At 73.9% G+C, this 19,224-nt stretch carries 13 protein-coding genes; 7 read left to right on the top strand and 6 right to left on the bottom strand.

What is annotated here, in order from left to right; all coding sequences use genetic code 11:
* Nucleotides 1-8: 8 nt before the first annotated feature.
* Nucleotides 9-1,403, bottom strand: a complete 1,395-nt coding sequence (locus AMK21_RS26420; RefSeq protein ID WP_073881696.1) for a GH1 family beta-glucosidase — start codon at nt 1,401-1,403, stop codon at nt 9-11.
* Nucleotides 1,404-1,613: 210 nt separating this feature from the next.
* On the opposite strand from AMK21_RS26420, the gene treZ reads away from it, so the two are divergent.
* Nucleotides 1,614-3,374, top strand: a complete 1,761-nt coding sequence (treZ, locus tag AMK21_RS26425; protein WP_073881697.1) for a malto-oligosyltrehalose trehalohydrolase — start codon at nt 1,614-1,616, stop codon at nt 3,372-3,374.
* 216 nt (nt 3,375-3,590) lie between these two features.
* A complete protein-coding gene (locus AMK21_RS26430; protein ID WP_073881698.1) occupies nt 3,591-4,904 on the top strand; it encodes a phytase in 1,314 nt (437 codons plus the stop codon).
* 57 nt (nt 4,905-4,961) lie between these two features.
* Here the strand turns inward: AMK21_RS26430 and AMK21_RS26435 are convergent, their stop codons facing one another.
* Both AMK21_RS26435 and AMK21_RS26440 read right to left on the bottom strand, forming a co-directional pair.
* Nucleotides 4,962-6,101, bottom strand: coding sequence for an aminopeptidase P family protein (locus tag AMK21_RS26435; RefSeq protein WP_073881699.1), 1,140 nt, complete (start codon nt 6,099-6,101; stop codon nt 4,962-4,964).
* Between the two features lie 126 nt (nt 6,102-6,227).
* Complete coding sequence (locus tag AMK21_RS26440; protein WP_107429996.1) at nt 6,228-6,875, bottom strand: nucleoside/nucleotide kinase family protein; 648 nt, start codon at nt 6,873-6,875, stop codon at nt 6,228-6,230.
* A gap of 80 nt (nt 6,876-6,955) precedes the next feature.
* On the opposite strand from AMK21_RS26440, the gene AMK21_RS26445 reads away from it, so the two are divergent.
* Complete coding sequence (locus AMK21_RS26445; protein ID WP_073881700.1) at nt 6,956-7,348, top strand: VOC family protein; 393 nt, start codon at nt 6,956-6,958, stop codon at nt 7,346-7,348.
* Nucleotides 7,349-7,466: 118 nt separating this feature from the next.
* Here AMK21_RS26445 and AMK21_RS26450 read toward each other — a convergent pair whose 3' ends face one another.
* The 3 genes from AMK21_RS26450 to tdh all read right to left on the bottom strand — a co-directional run bounded on the left by AMK21_RS26450 (nt 7,467) and on the right by tdh (nt 10,755).
* Nucleotides 7,467-8,390: a LysR family transcriptional regulator gene (locus AMK21_RS26450; RefSeq protein WP_073881701.1), complete on the bottom strand. Its 924-nt coding sequence runs from the start codon at nt 8,388-8,390 to the stop codon at nt 7,467-7,469.
* 43 nt (nt 8,391-8,433) lie between these two features.
* Nucleotides 8,434-9,633: a glycine C-acetyltransferase gene (locus AMK21_RS26455; RefSeq protein ID WP_073881702.1), complete on the bottom strand. Its 1,200-nt coding sequence runs from the start codon at nt 9,631-9,633 to the stop codon at nt 8,434-8,436.
* A 93-nt stretch (nt 9,634-9,726) separates the two neighbouring features.
* A complete protein-coding gene (tdh, locus tag AMK21_RS26460; RefSeq protein ID WP_073881703.1) occupies nt 9,727-10,755 on the bottom strand; it encodes an L-threonine 3-dehydrogenase in 1,029 nt (342 codons plus the stop codon).
* Nucleotides 10,756-11,440: 685 nt separating this feature from the next.
* Between tdh and AMK21_RS34535 the strand changes: the two genes are divergently transcribed.
* From AMK21_RS34535 to AMK21_RS26480, 4 genes are read left to right on the top strand one after another with little or no spacing between them, the layout of a single operon-like run.
* Complete coding sequence (locus tag AMK21_RS34535) at nt 11,441-13,684, top strand: tetratricopeptide repeat protein (RefSeq protein WP_073881704.1); 2,244 nt, start codon at nt 11,441-11,443, stop codon at nt 13,682-13,684.
* Nucleotide 13,685: 1 nt separating this feature from the next.
* Entirely contained in the window at nt 13,686-14,957 is a 1,272-nt protein-coding gene (locus AMK21_RS26470; RefSeq protein ID WP_073881705.1) for a TRAFAC clade GTPase domain-containing protein, read from the top strand.
* The gene (locus AMK21_RS26475; protein WP_073881706.1) at nt 14,954-17,521 is read left to right on the top strand and encodes a GTPase-associated protein 1-related protein; all 2,568 of its coding nucleotides are present in this window, start codon (nt 14,954-14,956) and stop codon (nt 17,519-17,521) included. The genes AMK21_RS26470 and AMK21_RS26475 overlap by 4 nt, the downstream gene beginning before the upstream one ends.
* Nucleotides 17,518-19,167 carry a TRAFAC clade GTPase domain-containing protein gene (locus AMK21_RS26480; protein ID WP_073881707.1) on the top strand — a complete coding sequence of 550 codons (1,650 nt, stop codon included), beginning with the start codon at nt 17,518-17,520 and terminating at the stop codon, nt 19,165-19,167. Before AMK21_RS26475 ends, AMK21_RS26480 begins: the two co-directional genes overlap by 4 nt.
* Nucleotides 19,168-19,224: the final 57 nt, after the last annotated feature.

Consider the following 19,224-nt stretch of genomic DNA (forward strand, 5'->3'; position numbering starts at 1 on the left):
AGTATTGATCATTCGGGGGGCCGTGCGTAAGCCCTTTCGGCGGCCTGGATCCGCATCTGCGTCTTCTGCGTTCGGATCAGGTCGCGGTACCAGGCGTACGAGGCCTTCGGCGTACGGGTGAGGGTCTCGTAGTCGATGTGCACCAGCCCGAACCGCTGCGAGGCCCCCTCCGTCCACTCCACGTTGTCGGTGAGCGACCAGGTGAAGTAGCCGCGTACGTCGACCCCGGCGTCCATCGCCGCGCGCAGGGCGGTGAGGTGGCTCTCCAGATAGGCGATCCGGCGGTCGTCGGCGAGCGGCTCGTCAAGGGCGCAGCCGTTCTCGGTGATGTGGAGCGGGGGGAGGCGGTCGCCGTAGCGGCGGTGCAGCAGGGTGAGGATCTCGGTGAACCCTTCGGGGACCACGGGCCAGCCGAAGCCGGTCTTCTCGTACCCCTCGATCTCGCGTATCCCGAAGGGGAGTTCGGCGGGCATCGCGAAGCCGGAGAAGGTCTCCAGGGCCTCCGGCCGGGGCGCGCCGACCAGGGTGGGGTTGTAGTAGTTGACGCCGTACCAGTCGAGCGGGGTCGAGATGACCTTGAGGTCGTCGGCGACCGGGCCCGGCATCAGGCCGGCGATCCCTTCGTCCGGGTAGCGGCCGGTGAGGACGGGGTCGGCGAAGAGCCAGTTGGTGAGGGTGTCGTACAGCTCGGCTCCCGCTCGGTCCTCGTCGGAGTCGCCGGCCGTCCAGACCGGGGCGTGGGAGAGCGCGATGCCGATGTTGTCGGCGCCCGCCGCGCGCAGGGCGCGGACCGCGAGGCCGTGGGCGAGGAGCTGGTGGTGGGCGGCGGGCAGGGCGTCGAAGAGGAGGGTGCGGCCGGGGGCGTGCCCGCCCAGCGCGTAGCCGAGCATCGTGACCTCGGCGGGTTCGTTGATGGTGATCCACATCGGGACCCGGTCCGCGAGGCGCTCGGCGACGATTCCGGCGTACTCGGCGAAGCGGTAGGCGGTGTCCCGGTCGAGCCAGCCGCCGGCCTCCTCCAGCGGGAGCGGGGTGTCCCAGTGGTAGAGGGTGGGGGCGGGGGTGATGCCGTGGGCGCAGAGCTCGTCGACGAGCCGGTCGTAGAAGTCGAGGCCGTCGGCGTTGACGGCGCCGCTGCCGCCCGGGACCACGCGGGGCCAGCTGATGGAGAACCGGAAGGCGTCGGCGCCGAGCCCGGAGAGCAGGGCGACGTCCTCGCGGTAGCGGGCGTGGAAGCCGGTGCCCCGGGTGGTGTCGGTGCCGTCCTTGATCCGGCCCGGCTGGGCGGCGAACGCGTCCCAGCCCGAGGGGCCCTTGCCGTCGGCGTCCACCGCACCTTCGGTCTGGAAGGCGGAGGCGGAGGCGCCCCACAGGAAGCCGGGCGGGAACTGCGGTACGGGCATCGCGGCCTCCATGAGTCGTACGGATGAACGAAACCTGTATGAGCGGGGAGCAGGCCGGGCAATGATCAGGACCAGACCTTAGTGGCCGGTGACGGGCCGGTTCTAGGGGTGCGCGGTCGTGGGTTGAGGTGCTCCGGGCACGGCGACCTCTCCCCCGGTCCGCGCGGCGATCCGGCGATCTGACGACCCGGTACGGACGAGGAGTGGTGGATGCGGTTCGATGTGTGGGCCCCCGAGGCGGACACGGTCGTGCTGGAGGCGGCGGCGGTCCGGTACCCGATGGAGCGCGACCCGCGGCGGGAGGGGTGGTGGAGCGCCGAGGCGGAGGCGGCGGACGGGGAGCGTTACGGGTTCCGGGTGGACGACGGGCCGCTGCTGCCCGATCCTCGGTCGCGGCGCCAGCCGGACGGACCCGACGGGCCGAGCGCGGTCGTCGACCAGGGGGCGTACGCCTGGCGTAACGGCTGGGCGGGGCGGCGGCTGAACCGCGCGGTCCTGTACGAGCTGCACGTGGGGACGTACACGCCGGAGGGCACGTTCGACGCGGCGGCGGCGCGGCTGGGCCATCTGGCGGAGCTGGGCATCACCCATGTGTCGCTGATGCCGGTCTGCCCGTTCCCCGGCACCAACGGGTGGGGGTACGAGGGGGTCTCGCTCTGGGCGGTGCACGAGCCGTACGGCGGGCCCGAGGGGCTCAAGCGCTTTGTCGACACGGCGCACGGGCTGGGGCTCGGGGTGGTCTTGGACGTGGTCCACAACCACCTGGGCCCGTCCGGCAACTACCTGCCCGCCTTCGGCCCGTACTTCACCGACACCCACCACACGCCATGGGGCGCGGCGGTCAACCTGGACGCCCCGGGCTCGGACGAGGTACGGGCGTTCCTGCTGGGCAGTGCGCTGGCCTGGCTGCGGGACTACCGGCTGGACGGGCTGCGCCTGGACGCGGTGCACGCGCTCGCCGACACCCGGGCGCTCACCTTCCTGGAGGAGCTGTCGGCGGCGGTCGACGCGCTCGCGCTGGAGCTGGGGCGGCCGCTGGGGCTGATCGCCGAGTCCGACCTCTGCGACCCGCGCACCACCAGCCCGCGTCCGGCGGGCGGCCTCGGGCTGCACGCCCAGTGGAACGACGACTTCCACCACGCCCTGCACACCGCGCTCACCGGCGAGTCCCAGGGCTACTACGGGGACTTCGCCCGGGCCCCGCTCGCCGCCCTGGCCAAGACGGTCACGTCGGCGTTCTTCCACAACGGGACGTACTCCACCTTCCGGGGCCGCACCCACGGCCGCCCGGTCGACGTGTCCCGCACCCCCGCCCACCGCTTCGTCGGCTACGCCCAGACCCATGACCAGATCGGCAACCGGGCCCTCGGCGACCGCCTCGCCGCCTCCCTCTCCCCCGGCCTCCAGGCCTGCGCCGCCACCCTCGTGCTCACCGGCCCGTTCACGCCGATGCTGTTCATGGGCGAGGAGTGGGGGGCGCGCACCCCGTGGCAGTTCTTCACCGACCACACCGACCCGGAGCTGGCGGAGGCCGTGCGCAACGGCCGGCGGCGGGAGTTCGGCGCGCACGGCTGGGCGGAGGAGGAGATCCCCGACCCGCAGGACCCGTCGACCCGCGACCGCTCCTGTCTGGACTGGTCCGAGCCGGAGCGCGAACCGCACGCCCGGCTGCTGGCCTGGTACCGCCAACTGATCGCGCTGCGAAGGACGTTGCCGGACCTCCACGACCCCGACCTCGCCGCGGTGAAGACCGCGTTCGACGAGGACGCCCGCTGGCTGGCGTACCGCAGGGGCGATCTGCGGATCGCGGTCAACCTGGCGGACGGCCCGGCCACGATCCCGCTCGGCTCCGGCCGCCACCGGCGCGTCGGCGGACGGGTGGTGGCGGCCTGGGAGCCGGTCGGGGCGCCGGGTGCGGACGGGGTGCTGCATCTGCCGCCCAAGTCGTGCGTCGTGCTGGCGGACGACTGAACTCCCTGATGCGCGGCCGAGGCGTCACACTCGCTCACGTCGCGCTCTCGGGAGTCCGGCGGGAGAACACCGAAGAACGCGACGCGGGCGGGAAGGTGACCGCTGGTGGGCGCACAGGGTGCCCCGAGAGGTCACACGGCATTCACGGTCCCGTACCGCTCGCTTCGCGAACTCTGCATAGCGTTTCAGGCGTTCACACACCTACCGAGGAGTAACGTGAGCGCCTTCGCACTCAGCACCACGGCCTCACTGGTCACCGCGTTCGCCCTGGTGACCGGGCCCACCGCCCCGGTGACTCTCACGGCCACCGTCGAAACCCCGACGGTCTACGACGACCAGGCCGGCGGCAGCGCCGACGCAGACGACCCGGCTGTCTGGGTCCACCCCGAGAACCCCGGGATCAGCATCGTCATCGGCACTCTGAAGGAAGCCGGTCTCGACGTCTACGGCCTCGACGGCCGACGCCTTCAGCACGTACCGGCGCCCAAGGCTCCGACGGAGGGCACCGGCGCCGGTCGCTTCAACAACGTCGATGTCATCTACGGCTTCGAGCTGGGCGGCAGGAAGACGGACCTGGCTCTGGTCAGCGACCGGGGCCGCGACCGTGTCCGCGCGTACGCCATCGACCCGGCCGCTGTCGCGGCAGGCAAACCCCCGCTCAAGGATGTGACCGCCCCCGGAACCGCCCCGGTCTTCGCCGCCGACGAGGCGGAGGTGGACGACCAACGCACCTCGTACGGGCTGACCGCCTTCAAGGACGACGACGACGCCTACGTGGTGGTCTCCCAGCGTGAGCGGACTCGCCTGCGGCTGCTCCAGCTCAAGGACCGTGGCGGGCGCGTCGGCTACAAGACCGAGGACACCCTCGACCTGCCCGACACCTTCACCCTGCCCAACGGCACCAGGTGGACGCCGTGCGCCGACCCGGGCGAGCGCCCGCAGGTCGAGGGCATGGCCGTGGACCAGGAGAGGCACGTCCTGTACGCCGCGCAGGAGACCGTGGGCCTGTGGCGTATCGGGCTCGACGACGAGAAGTTCGAGAAGCCGAAGCTGATCGACCGCGTGCGTGAGTACGGCACTCCGTGGACGTACGACGCGGAGGAGGAATGCGTTCTCGACCCGCAGAACGACCCCGGCTTCGGTGGTGAGCACCTGGGCGCCGACGCGGAGGGCATCACCCTCTACCACGCCGCTGACGGCACCGGATACGTCCTCGCCTCCAGCCAGGGCGACGACACCTTCGCCGTGTACGGCCGGGAGAAGAAGAACGACTACATCGGCTCCTTCGCCATCACCGACGGCGCCACCGACGGCGTGCAGCACTCCGACGGCTCCACCGTGGTCAACGTGCCCCTGGGCGGAGCCTTCCCGAAGGGCATGCTGGTGACCCACGACGGCGAGGCCACCCCGGCCGACGGCGACCGCGAGGGCACCAACTTCAAGTTCGTCCGCTGGGACGCCGTCGCCGGAGCGTTCCCGAAGCCGCTGAAGGTCGACACCAAGTCGTTCGACCCCCGCGACTCGGACTGAGGCCCGCCGCCTGGGGAGGGGGCGCGCTCCTCCCCAGGCGGTGTCCTGCACGTCGGGCTACTCCACGATCGCCAGCTCACGCGAGGTGGCGTTGAGGCGACGGCCGCCGCTCTCGGTGACGGTCACGATGTCCTCGATGCGGACCCCGAAGCGGCCGGGGAGATAGATGCCCGGCTCCACGGAGAAGCACATGCCGGAGACGAGCGGCTGCTCCTCGCCCTCGATCATGTACGGGGGTTCGTGGGTGGTGACGCCGATGCCGTGGCCGGTGCGGTGGATGAACCGGTCGCCGTAGCCGAACTCGGTGATCACCGCGCGGGCGGCGCGGTCGATCTCCTGGCAGGCGACGCCGGGCCGGACGGCGGCGCAGCCCGCCCGCTGGGCCTCGCGGACGATGTCGTGGACCCGCTGCTCCTCGGCGGTGGGCTCGCCGACATGGACCGTACGGGAGGTGTCGGAGCCGTACCCGTGCTTCAGGCCTCCGAAGTCCAGGACCACCATGTCGCCGTGCTCGATGGTGCGCCCACCCGCCTCGTGGTGCGGGTTGGCGCCGTTGGGGCCCGAGCCGACGACGGTGAAGTCGACCTGGGAGTGGCCGAAGTGCCTCAGCAGCGCGGCGAGATCGGCGGCCACGTCCATCTCCCGGCGACCGGAGAACCGCACCTTCAGGATCTCCTCGTACGTGGCGTCCGCCGCCTCCCCCGCCGCCGTCAGGCGCTCCAGCTCGGCGGCGTCCTTCACCGCCCGGAGCATCGGGAGCGCCTCAGTGAGGGCGGTGTACGTGGTGTCGGGCAGGGCCCGCTGGAGGCCGAGGAGGTGCATGGCCCAGGCGTTGTCGCTGACGCCGAAGCGGCCCTGGGGCGCGAGCAGCGGAGAGGCCACCGCGTACGGGTCCACGCCGTCCGTCCAGTCCCGCAGGGCGAGGGCGGGCGCCCCGGCGGCGACCGCCGCGTCGGGTGCCTCCAGCGTGGGGACGACCAGGACGGGCTCCTCCCCGGCCCGCAGCACGAGGAGGGTCAGGCGCTCCGTGGAGACGGGCTGGTAGCCGGTCAGGTGGACGAGGTCGGGTCCGGGTGCGACGACCACCCCGGCCAGCCCGGCCTCGGCGGCGGACTCGGCCGCCTTCGCCATCCGGGCCCGGTAGACCTCGGCGGTGAAGGGCACGGGGTGCGGCGCGGGCGGGTTCGGGCTGGGCATCGGGGCCTCCTGGCGTTGAGAGGGTGCGGGGGGTGCGGCAGGACGTGGCTTCCAGCATCCTGCCCGCCGGGCGGGGCGTACGCGAGCAGGTTCAAAGGCGTACACCCCACCCGGCGGGCAGCCCGGTCACGACGGCAGCCGTACCACCACGTCGGCCCGGTCCCGGCCGCTCTCCACCAGCCGGGCGTTCACCTCGTCGGAGCGCTCCACCCACGCCCGCGCGTACGCCGTAGGCTTCCCGTACCGCACATGGCGCTCCACGAGCCGGCGCACCCGGACCTCCGGGTGGAGGTCCAGGAACCAGACCTCGTCCAGCAGCCCGCGCACCGGCGCCCACGGCCCCTCGTCGAGCAGCAGGTAGTTGCCCTCGGTGATGACGAGCGGGATGTCCGGCGGTACGGCCAGGGCCCCGGCGACCGGCTCCTCCAGGGCCCGGTCGAAGGCGGGGGCGTACACCACGTGGTCCGGGTCCGGGTCGCGCAGCCGCCGCAGGAGGGACGCGTACCCGGCCGCGTCGAAGGTGTCGGGGGCACCCTTCCTGTCGGCCCGGCCCAGGCGGTCCAGCTCGGCGCCGGCGAGGTGGAAGCCGTCCATGGGGACGAGGGCGGCGCGCCCCTCCAGGGCCTCGGCCAGCCGTTGCGCCACGGTGGACTTCCCGGCCCCGGGTGGTCCGGCGATGCCGAGGATGCGGCGCCCGCCGGTCTGGCTGAGGCGGCGCGCCCGGGCCGTCACGTCGGCGAGGCCGCCCGGAGTCGTGGCATCCAGGATGTCCATGGGGGCATTGTCCGGGGGCGGGGACGGGAAGCGTTAGTGTTACGTATAACTGAACTACCCGACACCGTGGAAGGAACCCCATGTCCCACATCGCCCTGGTCACCCTGGTCGTCCGCGACTACGACGAGGCCCTCGCCTTCTACCGCGACGCTCTCGGCTTCGAGCTGGTCGAGGACACCGACCGGGGCGACGGCTCCCGCTGGGTGGTGGTGCGCCCGCGCGGGGCGGCGTTCGGCGGTGGGCTGCTGCTGGCCCGTGCGAAGGACGGGGCGCAGGAGGCGATCGTGGGGGCGCAGACGGGCGGCCGGGTCGGATTCTTCCTGCATACCGAGGACTTCGCCGGCGACCATGCCCGGATGAGCGCGGCGGGGGTGCGCTTCCTGGAGGAGCCCCGGCACGAGACGTACGGCTCGGTCGCGGTCTTCGAGGACCTGTACGGCAACCGCTGGGACCTGCTGCAGCCGGCGGAGTGACCGTCGCCCTGCGGCCCACAGTTGAGGCGCGGCCGGGGATCCTCCGCCGAGCATGAGGCCACGGAGGCCGCGGCGAGCGCCGCCCCGGCCGAGCGGCACGCCGACTCGCACGAGCTGTTCACGCCCGGGCCAGCCCCGCCTCCCGTACCGCCACCGCCTCCATCGCGTCCAGCACCGGCCGGATCAGCGGATGGCCCTCGGCCCCCTGGCGGACGGCCGCGAAGACGCGGCGGGTGGGGGCGCTGCCCTCCACGGGGCGGACGACCACCCCGGTCAGCTCCATCCCGCGCAGCGCCGAGCGGGGCACCAGGGCCACCCCCGCGTCCACCCCGGCCAGCGCCACCACCGCCCGGAAGTCGTCCGACGAGTGCTCCAGGCGCGGCTCGAACCCGGCGAACTCGCAGGCCAGGACCACCACCTCATGGCACGGGTTGCCCGGGTACGGCCCGATCCACGGATCCTTGGCGAGGTCGGCGACCGCCACCTGGTCCTGGCCCGCGAGGCGGTGGTCCACCGGCAGCACCGCGTCGAACGGCTCCGAGTAGAGCGGGACCCGGGTGAGGCGCCGGTCGTCCTCGGCGGGCGCGCCCCGGTATTCGACGGCCACCGCCACATCCACCTGCCGGTCCAGCACCATCGGGACGCTCGCGTCGCCCTCCGCGTCCTGGACCTTGACCCGGATGCCGGGCGCGGTGCGGGCCAGCTCGGTGAGGGCGGGGGCGAGGACGAGGCCGATGCCGGTGGCGAACGCGGCGACCGTGACCGTACCGGCGACGCCCGCACTGTAGTCCGCCAGCTCCGCTTCCGCTCGCTCCAGCTGGGCCAGGACCACGTTGGCGTGGCTGAGGAGGATCTCCCCGGCGGCGGTGAGCCGGGCGCCGCGCGCGCCGCGTTCGACGAGGCGGTGGCCGGTCTCCTGCTCCAGGGCGGCGAGCTGCTGGGAGACGGCGGAGGGCGTCAGGTACAACGCGGCGGCGGCCGCGGTCACCGTGCGGTGGTCGGCCACCGCACGGAGGATTCGCAGCCGCCGCGCATCGATCATGTGCCCATTGTCCCAGGTCGCGGCCGAGGCCCCGACCTGGTGGTCACGCCTCCGCGGCCAGGGCGGCCCGGGCGTCGACGAAGGCGTCCACGGCGCGGTTGACGTCGGCGGTGGAGTGGGCGGCGGAGAGCTGGACACGGATGCGCGCGGCGCCCTGCGGGACGACCGGATACGAGAATCCGATCACGTACACACCGCGCTCCAGGAGCAGCTCCGCCATCCGGCCCGCCTTCGCCGCGTCCCCGATCATGACGGGGGCGATGGCGTGGTCGCCGGGCAGGATGTCGAAGCCCTCCTCGGTCATCCGGGTGCGGAAGAGGGCGGTGTTGGCGTTGAGCTGGTCGCGCAGGTCGCCGGCGGACTCCAGCAGGTCGATGACCTTGAGGGAGGCGGCGGCGATGACCGGGGCGAGGGAGTTGGAGAAGAGGTACGGGCGCGAGCGCTGGCGCAGCAGGGCGACGATCTCGGCACGGGCCGCGACGTAGCCGCCGGAGGCGCCGCCGAGCGCCTTGCCGAGGGTGCCGGTGATGATGTCGACCCGGTCCATGACGCCGTGCAGCTCGGGCGTGCCACGGCCGCCGGGGCCGACGAAGCCGACGGCGTGCGAGTCGTCGACCATGACCATCGCGTCGTAGCGGTCGGCGAGGTCGCAGATGTCCTGGAGCGGGGCGACGTACCCGTCCATGGAGAAGACGCCGTCGGTGACGATCAGACGGCGGCGGGCGCCGGACGCCTCCTTGAGCTGCTTCTCCAGGTCGGCCATGTCGCGGTTGGCGTAGCGGAAGCGCTGGGCCTTGGAGAGCCGGATGCCGTCGATGATGGAGGCGTGGTTGAGGGCGTCGGAGATGACCGCGTCCTCGGGGCCGAGGATCGTCTCGAAGACGCCGCCGTTGGCGTCGAAGCAGGAGGAGTAGAGGATCGTGTCCTCCTGGCCGAGGAAGGCCGACAGCCGCGCCTCCAGCTCCTTGTGGACCTCCTGGGTTCCGCAGATGAAGCGGACCGAGGCGAGCCCGTAGCCCCAGCGGTCCAGCGCCTCATGGGCGGCGGAGATGACCTCGGGGTGGTCGGCGAGGCCCAGGTAGTTGTTGGCGCAGAAGTTGAGGACCTCACCGGCACGGCCGCCGGAGGTGACGGCCACCGTCGCGGACTGCGGGGTGCCGATGACGCGCTCGGGCTTGTGCAGGCCGGCGGCGCGGATCTCGTCGAGGGTGGTGCGCAGATCGTCGCGTACGGATTCGAACATGCTGGATTCCTTAGAAGGGATGCGAGAAGAGGTTCGAGAAGAAGCTCGACGGGTCGGTTCGACGGGGCAGACGGCCCAGGCGGTCCAGTCGACTCACACGGTCCAGTCGAGGATGACCTTGCCGCCGAGGCCGCTCGCCGCGTCGTCGAAGGCCGCTTCGAAGTCGCGGAACCCGTACCGGCCGGTGATCACGGGGGCGAGGTCCAGGCCGCCCTCCAGCAGGACGGACATGGCGTACCAGGTCTCGTACATCTCGCGGCCGTAGATCCCCTTGATGATGATCATCGAGGTGACGATCCGGGACCAGTCGACGGCGAACTCCTCGGCGGGCAGACCGAGCATCGCGATCCGGCCGCCGTGCGTCATGTTCGCGACCATGTCGCGCATCGCCTCGGGGCGGCCGGACATCTCCAGGCCGATGTCGAAGCCCTCGCGCAGGCCGAGCTCGCGCTGGCCGTCCGCGATGGTGCGGTCCGCGACGTTGAGGGCGAGGCTGACGCCGACCTTGCGGGCGAGGGCGAGGCGGGCCTCGCTGACGTCGGTGATGACGACGTTGCGGGCGCCTGCGTGCTTGGCGACGGCGGCGGCCATGATGCCGATCGGGCCGGCGCCGGTGATCAGGACGTCCTCGCCGACCAGCGGGAAGGAGAGCGCGGTGTGTACGGCGTTGCCGAACGGGTCGAAGATCGCCGCGATGTCGAGGTCGACGGGGACCCGGTGCACCCACACGTTGGAGGCGGGCAGGACCACGTACTCCGCGAACGCCCCGTCCCGGCCGACCCCCAGGCCGACAGTGGAGCGGCAGAGGTGGCGGCGTCCGGCGAGACAGTTGCGGCACTTGCCGCAGACGAGATGGCCCTCGCCGCTGACCAGGTCGCCCACCGCGATGTCCGCGACGTCGGAGCCGAGGGCCGCGACCTCGCCGACGAACTCGTGGCCGAGGATCAGCGGGGTGGTGACCGCCTGCTGGGCCCAGCCGTCGTAGGCGCGGATGTGCAGGTCGGTGCCGCAGATCCCGGCACGCAGGACCTTGATCAGGACGTCCCCGGGGCCGTAGTCCGGCTCCGGCACGTCCATCAGCCACAGTCCCGGTTCGGCCTTCTGCTTGACGAGTGCCTTCACGGCTGCGGCTCCCTGCACGTGGTACGCGGGTGGTGGGTACCCCGGGCCTTGGGGCCTGTCGGAGGAGCCCTGCGGCCCGGGGTGGTCTTCGGGGGTTCCACCCCCATGGTGGGGGCGGGGGTACGGCGGGACGGGACGGAACACGCCCGTGCGGCTCCACGCGCCGTCCCCGGCCGTCACCCAGAAGGCTGCCGTACGGCGGTGTCCCCGGTCCATCGAGGATTTCTTAAGCGGGGTCGCAGGAGATCTTCACGCCTGGGTAACGCTTCACGGACCGGTGCCGTCCGCGGGCCTTCGTTCCGCGGTCGCGGCTCGCCGTACGGGCCCAGCATGCGAGGGCGGCCCCCGCGATCCGGTAGAGGAAGATCCCGCCCGGATGCCGGACCTGGCGTGTCGAGACCTGTGTTGTTGACTGACCACGGCCGAGACCGCGACGGCGGGGGCGGGGGCGGGGGCGGGGGCGATCAAGCTCTAGGACCACGGCAGCAGGATCCGCTACCGGAATGTGTGGGTGGAGCCGCTGGCGTAAGGACGGCCCCGGACCGGGAGCAGGGGGCGGCGGCCCCCGGCCGCCGCCCCCTTGCCGATCTCGCTCGGGCCGCAAGATGGTGAAACGCCGTCGCGCGGGCCCCGGATCTGCTGGGATGGGTGGTGGGAGCATGAGCGGTGAGCACGGGGGCGCACGGTGGGGCTGGAGTTCGGGCACGACCTCGGGCTGCGCCGTGCCCTGCGCGGGCTGCCGCTCTCCCCGCTCGTCCCGGGGTACGGCCGACTGGTCGCTCAGCAACGGGCCCTGGGCTTACGCCACATCGGCGACGCTCTGGTCGAGCACGGGCGGGTGCTGCGGGTGCTCGACGGGATCTTCGAGGAGGGTGGAGCGCGCCGCTGGCAGCACATCGGCGCCGACCGGCTGCGTCAGGTGGCCGCCGCGCGCGGCGGGGCGTACGGGCCGCTCCTCGCCCAGTTGGAGGCGGTGCAGCTCCAGGACCCCGCCGCCCTGCGCCGCATCCTCCTCTACCAGCTCGCCGAACTTCTCCAGGCCCACCCGCAGGGCTCCGACCCCGGCACCGCCGTCGCACTCGGGGTCTGCCCGCAGGAGGCGGGTGCCCTCGTCCGCGTGGCCGCGGCCCACCTCCGGCTGGACGGTGAACAGCGGCGTGCGGTGGAGGAGTTGGAGGACGCGTGGGCCGACGGGAAGGTGCGGTGCGCCGCCGGGCTGGCGGCCCTGCTTCCGGCGGGCGGCGGAGGCGACGCGCTGCTGCGCCGACGGCTGGCGGAGATAGCCGAGCGGGTGAAGGAGGCCGACGACGCCCTCGACGCGGCGCGGGAGGCCGAGCGATCGGGCGACCTCCGAGCGGCCGAGGACCGCACTCTCCTGGCCGCCCGCCTGGCCTCCGACTGCCCCCGGGCCCTGCTCGGCCTGGTGCGGCTGCATCGGCCGGGGGAGGGCGGTCCTGCCGAGCCCCATGAGGTGCTGGCGGTCCGCCCCGCGCCGGAAAGCGTGACCGTGGCGCTCTCCCCGGCGCCCCTGGCCGACGACGCGGCGAACGGCCGGCGGGTCATCCGGCTGACCCGGGTGCCGGGTGGCCCGACCCGGATCACCGAGATCGCGGAGGCCTCCGCGTCGGGCGGCTGGGTGGACCCCGGTCCCCCGTTCGGCCAGGAGGTCCGCTATGCCGCCCTACCTCTGCGGGACGGCCGGATCGACGGCCCGCCCGTCGTCTCCGACGTGCTGCTCGTCGCCCCGGACGTGTCGGGGCTGCGGTCCACCACGGGCCGGGGCCGGGTCGAGGCCACCTGGACCGAGCCTTCGGGCGCGCTCGGCGTACGGGTTCAACTCGTGGGCCCCGAGGGCCCGGTGGACGGCGTCGCGGCGCGTTCGGGGGCGCTGACCGCGACCGGCCTGGGTGTCGGCGCGTATGTGCTCCGCGTCCACTGCCGCTACCGGTCGCCGGACGGGGCCGTCGTCGAGTCCCCGGGCGCGGAGCACCCCGTCTCCGTCGATCCCTGGCCCACCCCGGTGGACCGGCTCGACGCGAGCGTCGGTCAGGGGGCCGTCCGGTTCTCCTGGAGCGGCGGGGAGGACGCCGACGTACGCCTGGTCGCCTGGCCGGCCGGGCCGCCGGAGCCGGGGGCCGAGCTGACCGACGACCCGGCGCGCCCCTGGCCCGCCCCGCTGCCCTGGGAGGCGGGGGCGGGCGGTGGTCTGGTGCCGCCTCCGGGTTCGGTCACCCACGTGTCCGCCCTGGCCGTGCTCGGCCCGCGCGCGGTGGCGGGGCCGGGCCTGGTCGTCGAGTGCCCGCCCGCCGTGGCGGGGGTCCGGGTTGAGCGGGTGGGCGGGGGCCGGGCCCGCGTCACGTTCGACTGGCCTGCGGAGGCGGGCGAGGTCGCGGCCACCGTGGACCAGGACGGCACGAGCACCGTGCACCGGGTGGTGGCCCGCAGCACCTACGTGCGGGAAGGGCTGTACGTGGACGTGGCACCCTCCGCGTTCTCCGTCACCCTTTCCGCCGCGCCCCGGACGGCGGACGCGGTGGTCGTCCCTCCGCCGGGCGGCGAGACCCGCGTCCCGGCGGACATCGCCGTCAGCTACCGCATCGTTCCCGGTGCCCGCCGGGCGCTGCGCCGGGGGCCCTCGCTGCTGCGGGTCACCCTGTCCTGCCCCGGTGAACTCCCGGCCGATCTGCCGGAGTTCGTTCTGGTGGCCAGGCCGGGCAACGGCCGGGATCCCCTCCGGCCGCGCACCCACACGGACGGCACGACCCTGCTCCGGGTCGACGCAGGCACCCTGAGCCCCGGCAGCCCCGTCGAGCTGCCCGTGCCCTCCGGCCTCCGGCCCCCGTACGCCCTGCGCGGTTTCCTCCTCGGCGAAGGGGCCGCCGACGTACGCCTCGACGAACCCTCTCCCACGACCCTGGTGGTGCGCTGACATGACGACCGTCATCTGTCCCTACTGCTTCGACCGCGCACCGGCCGCGCGCCTGCCCTACCGCTGTCTGATGATGGCCACCGGGGTACGTGGCGGCGCCCCGTGCGACGCCGAACCCGACGACGCGTGGGCCGACTTCATGGGCCCGAGCCTGCCGCCGTCCCGGCGGCTGCGGGGCCCGGTCTTCCCCGCGCCCCGCACCCTGGCGACCCTGCGCGGCACCTCCGCCCGCCAGCCGTGCCCCAAGTGCGGGGTGGCCACGTCGGTACGGGTCTGCCGCCGCTGCCACAACGACTTCCCCAGCGAGTACTGCGACCAGGACAGTCGCATCATCGCCCTGGTCGGCGCCAAGGCCTCCGGGAAGAGCACCTACGTCTCGGTGCTCGTCAACGAACTGCGGGGCCGGGTGGGCCGGGAGTACAACATCTCGCTGCCCGCGATGGGCGCCGAGACCCAGCGCCGTGACCGGGAGATGGAGGAGGACCTGTACGAGCGGCTGCGGCTCCCGGACACGACGCGTCCGGCCGCCATGGGCTTCAACGACCCGCTGCTCTACCGGCTGAGCGTGCCGCGCCGGGGGCGGTTCGCCAAGGGCAGCAGGCACACCACGCTGGTCTTCTTCGACGCGGCGGGCGAGGACCTCAAGAGCGCGGAGGCGATGGCCCGTTACACCCAGTACCTGGCCGCCGCCGACGGGATCATCCTGCTCGTCGACCCGCTCCAGATGGGTTCGGTGCGTGACCGCGGCGCGTCCGCCGACGGGCCGCCGCTGCCCGCGGTCGAGACGTCCCCGCAGCAGATCGCCTCCGACCTCGCCGCCCAACTCCGCTCCCACGGACGGAGCGTGTCGCGGGGCCGGGTCACCACACCGATGGCCGTCGCGGTGACGAAGACGGACGCGCTGCGGGCGCTGCTGGGGGCGCACTCACCGCTGCTGCGCAACGCCACCCACACCGGTGGCGAACTGGACGACGACGACCGGCTGGCCGTGCACGAGGAGTTGCGGTCCCTGCTGAGCGACTGGGACTCCGGGGTGCTCTGCCGGCAGTTGGAGAACGACTTCGCCGAGCTGTCGTACTTCGGCCTCTCGGCGCTGGGCGCACCGCCGCCCGCCGACGCACCGGCCGACGCCCCGAAGTCCGGCCCGCAGCCGCTGCGGGTGGAGGACCCGCTGCTGTGGCTGCTGGGGCGGCGCGGCCTGGTCCCGGTGCGCAGGAGCAGGCCGGAGGAGCAACGGGAGAGCCGGGACCGCATGGGGAAGGCCGACGCATGAGCCTGGGACAGCTGCACTACACCTCGGCGCCGCCCGGCCCGGAAGGCTCGGGGTTCCGCTTCACCGCGCTCACCCCGGGGCTGCCGCAGTCGGTGCTCCGCGAGGCCGAACAGCTCATCGGCTACGAGCCGCCGCGCGACGCACCCTCGCGCCCCTCCACAGCCGAACTCGAAGCTTTTCCACGGGCGTTCAGCTACAGCGAGCTGTCCGACGGCAGCCGGCTGCTGGCCCGTACGGTCTACACGGGCGCCGACTACAGCGGCCGCTGGGGCAACTTCCACGCCCACGCCGTGCACCTGGCCCCGGGGCAGCAACTGCCGGACGGAGCCCTGCCCGTCAGCGCCTGGGAGTCCCCCGGATGGGCCGCGTCAACCCCGGAGGGAGGCACCCCGCCGGCCCTGGCCGCGCTGCCGCCCTCCACCCTGCTGGACCCGGCCGGACTGATCGCCTTCGCCGCCTCCCGGGCGCCCTGGCTGGCCGCCGTGTTCACCGACCTCCAGCGCCAGGCCGAGGACGAGACGGCGCCCCAGGTCGTCCTCGTGGAGCGGGACAGTGCCGATGTGGCCCGCTGGGTGGCCCTGGCAAGCGCGGCGCTGCCTCGGGAGGCCGCCCACCGGCTGACGTTCACCACGTACACCCGGCGCCCGCACCTCGCCGGGCAGCGGATCGTCGGCGTGCTGCCGGACGACGCGCACGGGCTCTCCGGCTCCGGGCGACGCTACCGGGTCCACGACTGTTCCGCCCCGCCCTCCCCGGACGGGCCGGCGCCCGGCCCCGACGGATCGGAACCGGCCCCCTGGGCGCTGGCCGCCGCCCGGATCTGGTCGGCCGGCGCCTTCGAACTCTTCCAGCACGCCCACCGCCTGCCGGGAGAGCCTTTCACGGCAGGACCCGCCTCCGCTCTCGCCCTGTGCGCCGGGATCGACCTGCCGTCGTCGCACCGCACGGCGGCCGCCCTATGGGCGTGCGAACACCCCGCCGAGCTGGACGAGCAGGAGCTGGACGGGCTCGTACAGACCCTGGCGGCGCCCCGGCAGGAGGAGGCGGTACCGGCGGCCGAAACCGCCGCCCTGGCCGAGCTGTTCGCCCGAGTCGGCGGGAACCTGCGACCGGGGACCGCCGCCCCGCTCGCCGCCCGCCTGCTCACCGCCACCGTCCGCTCGGCCGAGCCGGTACGCCCGCCGGACCGTGGCGCCCTCACCGACGAGGTGGCCCGGCAGCTGGCGGCCGAGCTGGGCCCGGAGCTGCGGGCCGGGATCGCGGACACGGCGGGCGGCTTCGCGCGTCCGCTGCGGCTGCTGCGGGTGGCCGGTCTCCTCGCGGTGGACTGCTCCGACCTCGTCACCCGGCTCGCACACCGGCTGACAGCCGCGCTGCTGGCCGATCCGTCCGCGTACGGAGGTGAGCTCCACGAGACGCTGACGGACCGCCCCGACCTGCACACCGCCCTGCTGCGGGAGCTGGACGCGGCGGCCCTGGCCGGTCCCGCCTCGGTCACCGTGCTGCTGGAGCGTGCTCCGGTGGAGCTGGGGAGCCGGGAGGCGCTGCCGTATCTGCGCATGTGCGGCTGGAAGGCCCGTGGCCCGGCCGGGGGCGGGGGCGGCGACCGGAACGGTGAGCTGCGTGCCGTGCTGGAGTCGGCACGGGTCTCCGTCTTCGCGCATCCGCCGCTCCTGCGCGTCGCCTTCCGTCTGGTGTGGGGGTCCGACACTCCGACGCCGGAGGAGGCCCGGTACGTCCTCGCCGAGACCGGGGCCGACGTCCACCGCCCGGCGGAGACCTGGCCCTTCCTGGTCACGGCTGCGCTGAACGGCCGGCCGGGAGACCCGCACGCGGACGAACTCGCGCACGAGCTCCTCGCGGCCTTCTCCACGCAGTTGGCGCCACGCGACCGGGCGGCGCTCCTGCTGCTGGAGTTCGCGCGCGACCTGCGGGCGGGCGGCGCGGGGCCCGGCTGGGTGGACCGGTTCCTCGGCCTGCGCAGGGCCGCCGAACCGGTGAACCCGACGGTGCTGGACCACGTCTGCGGCCGCCTCGCCCGGCGGCTGCTGACCGGCCCCGGGGCGGGCCGCGAGCTGGACGACCTGATCCGCAGCGGCGACACCGACCTCTGCGCGGCCTACGAGCGGGCCGCCCGCGAGGAGGCGGACCACGGCCGACTGCTGGGTGACCCGCGCTACTTCGCGGACCGCTTCGTCGACTGGAACGCCCACCCCCAGGCGGGCGGGGCCTGGGGCAAGGTCCGGAGCGCCCTTTTGGACGGGGTGCTGCGTCCGGCCGCTCGGGCGCTGGCCGCCGAGGATCTGGCCGCCGTCGAAGCCGCCCTCGCCAAGAGGGGCGCACGGCACGCGGAGGACTTCCGCGCCTGGAACCGGCCCGGAGCGCTGGGCCGGCTCGGGCTGCGGTTCGGCGGGCGGGACGGCCGCCTGGGCAAAGCCGCACCCCACCGCCGAGGCTCCAGCTCCAGCTCCGGCTCCAGCTCCAGCTCCAGCTCCAGCTCCGGCTCCAGCTCCAGCTCCAGCTCCAGCTCCGACGACCGGTACCGGGACGGTGGCGTCCGATGAGCGGGCTGTTCACAGCGGCGCTCTGGCTGACGGTGGCCGTCTGGGCGGGGGTGTGCCTCTTCCGCGCGTTCTGGGAGTTCCTCTTCCTGGCGCTGCGCGCCTCCGCGAAGGTCCTGGGCCCCCGGACGCCCGGCACGCCCGATCCCCGGATCCCCCTCGTCGGGACCGAGCCCGCGCAGCGCGCGTACTGGTCGCAGCTGATGTGGGTGGACGCGTACACCTCCACCCGCGCCGCCGCCTCGGCCCTACGGCACCGGCTGCTGGGCCGCTGGATGGCGGTCACCGCCCGCCGCATGTTCACCGGGCACCAGCCGTCCACCGGCTACCGGTTCGGCCACTGGATCGCCCGCTTCGTCGTCCGCCTCCTGGCCCCGGGCACCGCCCTCGGCGCGATCACCGGGGCGCTTTTCGCCTCGGCGGTCCTGGTGCTGGTCCACCTCGTGATGTGGCTGCTGGTGGGCCTGGTGTGGCTGGTGGCGGCGGCCGGGGTCGCCGTCCTGCGCGGGGCGGACCGGGCCGGTGCGCTGGTGCGGCGGGTCCGGATGAAGTGCCCCTACCCGGGCTGCTACCAGGCCTTCCCGCTCGCCGTGCACCGCTGCCCGGGCTGCGGCAAGGCACACCGGGAGCTGCGGCCGGGCCGGTTCGGCGCGCTGTGGCACGTCTGCGCGTGCAGGCGCCGGCTCACCACCGTGTCCCTGGCCGGCCGCGACCGGCTCGCGGTCGAGTGCCCGCACTGCGACCGGTCGCTCCCGGCCGGGATCGGGCGGCTGCGGACCGTGCACGTGCCGGTGATCGGCGGGACCTCGTCGGGCAAGACGATGCTGATGGCGGCGGCGGTCTCCGGGCTGCACGCGACGGCCGGCCGGAGCGCGCTGAAGGTCACGTTCGCGACGGACGACGACCGCCGCGACGTCCTGGACCTCAACGGGCAGCTCAAGCAGGTCGGTTGGGTGCGCAAGACCCAGGGTGGCCAGCCCCGGGCCCTGATGCTGCGGGTCACCCACCGCCGCAGGCACCGGCTGGTCTACCTCTACGACCCGATGGGCGAGTCCCTGTACGACGTGGACTCCACGCGCCGCCAGGAGTACCTGGCCCACGCGGACGGGGTGGTCCTGGTCGTCGACGTCCTGGCCGAGCCCCAGGTGCGCCGGTCCCTCTCGGCCGCCGAGGAGGAGCTGGCGCGTGCGGCCAACCCCTCGGAGCCGGGGCCGTGGCAGACGTACCAGACGTTCACCGGCGAGCTCTCGGCGCTGACCGGACGGCGTCGGCGCGGCCGACTGCCGCTGGCGGTGGTGGTCACCAAGCGGGATGTGCTCGACCGGATCGAGCGCCTGCGGGTCCCCGCGACGGGGATCGGCCCCTGGTTGGCCACGATCGGCCTGGACCCGCTCGTACGGGACCTGGGGCACCGCTTCCGGACCCGGCGGTACTGGGCGCTCAGCGCCTACGCGGCCACCGGTACGGGACCCCTGGTGAGCGAGCAGCAGCGGGCGGCGGAGGCGGTGTTGTGGCTTCTGGCCCGCACGGGCCTACGGGTCGGCAAGCTGCTCTCCCAAGGCTCTTCCGAGGGCCCTGCGGCCGACCGGGCGGCCCCGTCCGTGCCCGGCCCGCGCGACGCCCCCGTACAAGATCGTTCAACCCGCTGACGGAGCCTGGCGTGGTCGTTAAGGTCGGTCACGTCCGAGAAGAGAGGGACGGTCCAC

The sequence above is a fragment of the Streptomyces sp. CB00316 genome (genome assembly GCF_001905595.1).
Taxonomy (GTDB): Bacteria; Actinomycetota; Actinomycetes; order Streptomycetales; family Streptomycetaceae; genus Streptomyces.

What these genes read in the sequence shown, in the direction of transcription:
- AMK21_RS26420 (WP_073881696.1), bottom strand. Translation starts at nt 1,403, where the DNA reads ATGCCCGTACCGCAGTTCCCGCCCGGCTTCCTGTGGGGCGCCTCCGCC.
- treZ (WP_073881697.1), top strand. Translation starts at nt 1,614, where the DNA reads ATGCGGTTCGATGTGTGGGCCCCCGAGGCGGACACGGTCGTGCTGGAG.
- AMK21_RS26435 (WP_073881699.1), bottom strand. Translation starts at nt 6,101, where the DNA reads ATGCCCAGCCCGAACCCGCCCGCGCCGCACCCCGTGCCCTTCACCGCC.
- AMK21_RS26440 (WP_107429996.1), bottom strand. Translation starts at nt 6,875, where the DNA reads ATGGACATCCTGGATGCCACGACTCCGGGCGGCCTCGCCGACGTGACG.
- AMK21_RS26445 (WP_073881700.1), top strand. Translation starts at nt 6,956, where the DNA reads ATGTCCCACATCGCCCTGGTCACCCTGGTCGTCCGCGACTACGACGAG.
- AMK21_RS26450 (WP_073881701.1), bottom strand. Translation starts at nt 8,390, where the DNA reads ATGATCGATGCGCGGCGGCTGCGAATCCTCCGTGCGGTGGCCGACCAC.
- AMK21_RS26455 (WP_073881702.1), bottom strand. Translation starts at nt 9,633, where the DNA reads ATGTTCGAATCCGTACGCGACGATCTGCGCACCACCCTCGACGAGATC.
- AMK21_RS26470 (WP_073881705.1), top strand. Translation starts at nt 13,686, where the DNA reads ATGACGACCGTCATCTGTCCCTACTGCTTCGACCGCGCACCGGCCGCG.
- AMK21_RS26475 (WP_073881706.1), top strand. Translation starts at nt 14,954, where the DNA reads ATGAGCCTGGGACAGCTGCACTACACCTCGGCGCCGCCCGGCCCGGAA.
- AMK21_RS26480 (WP_073881707.1), top strand. Translation starts at nt 17,518, where the DNA reads ATGAGCGGGCTGTTCACAGCGGCGCTCTGGCTGACGGTGGCCGTCTGG.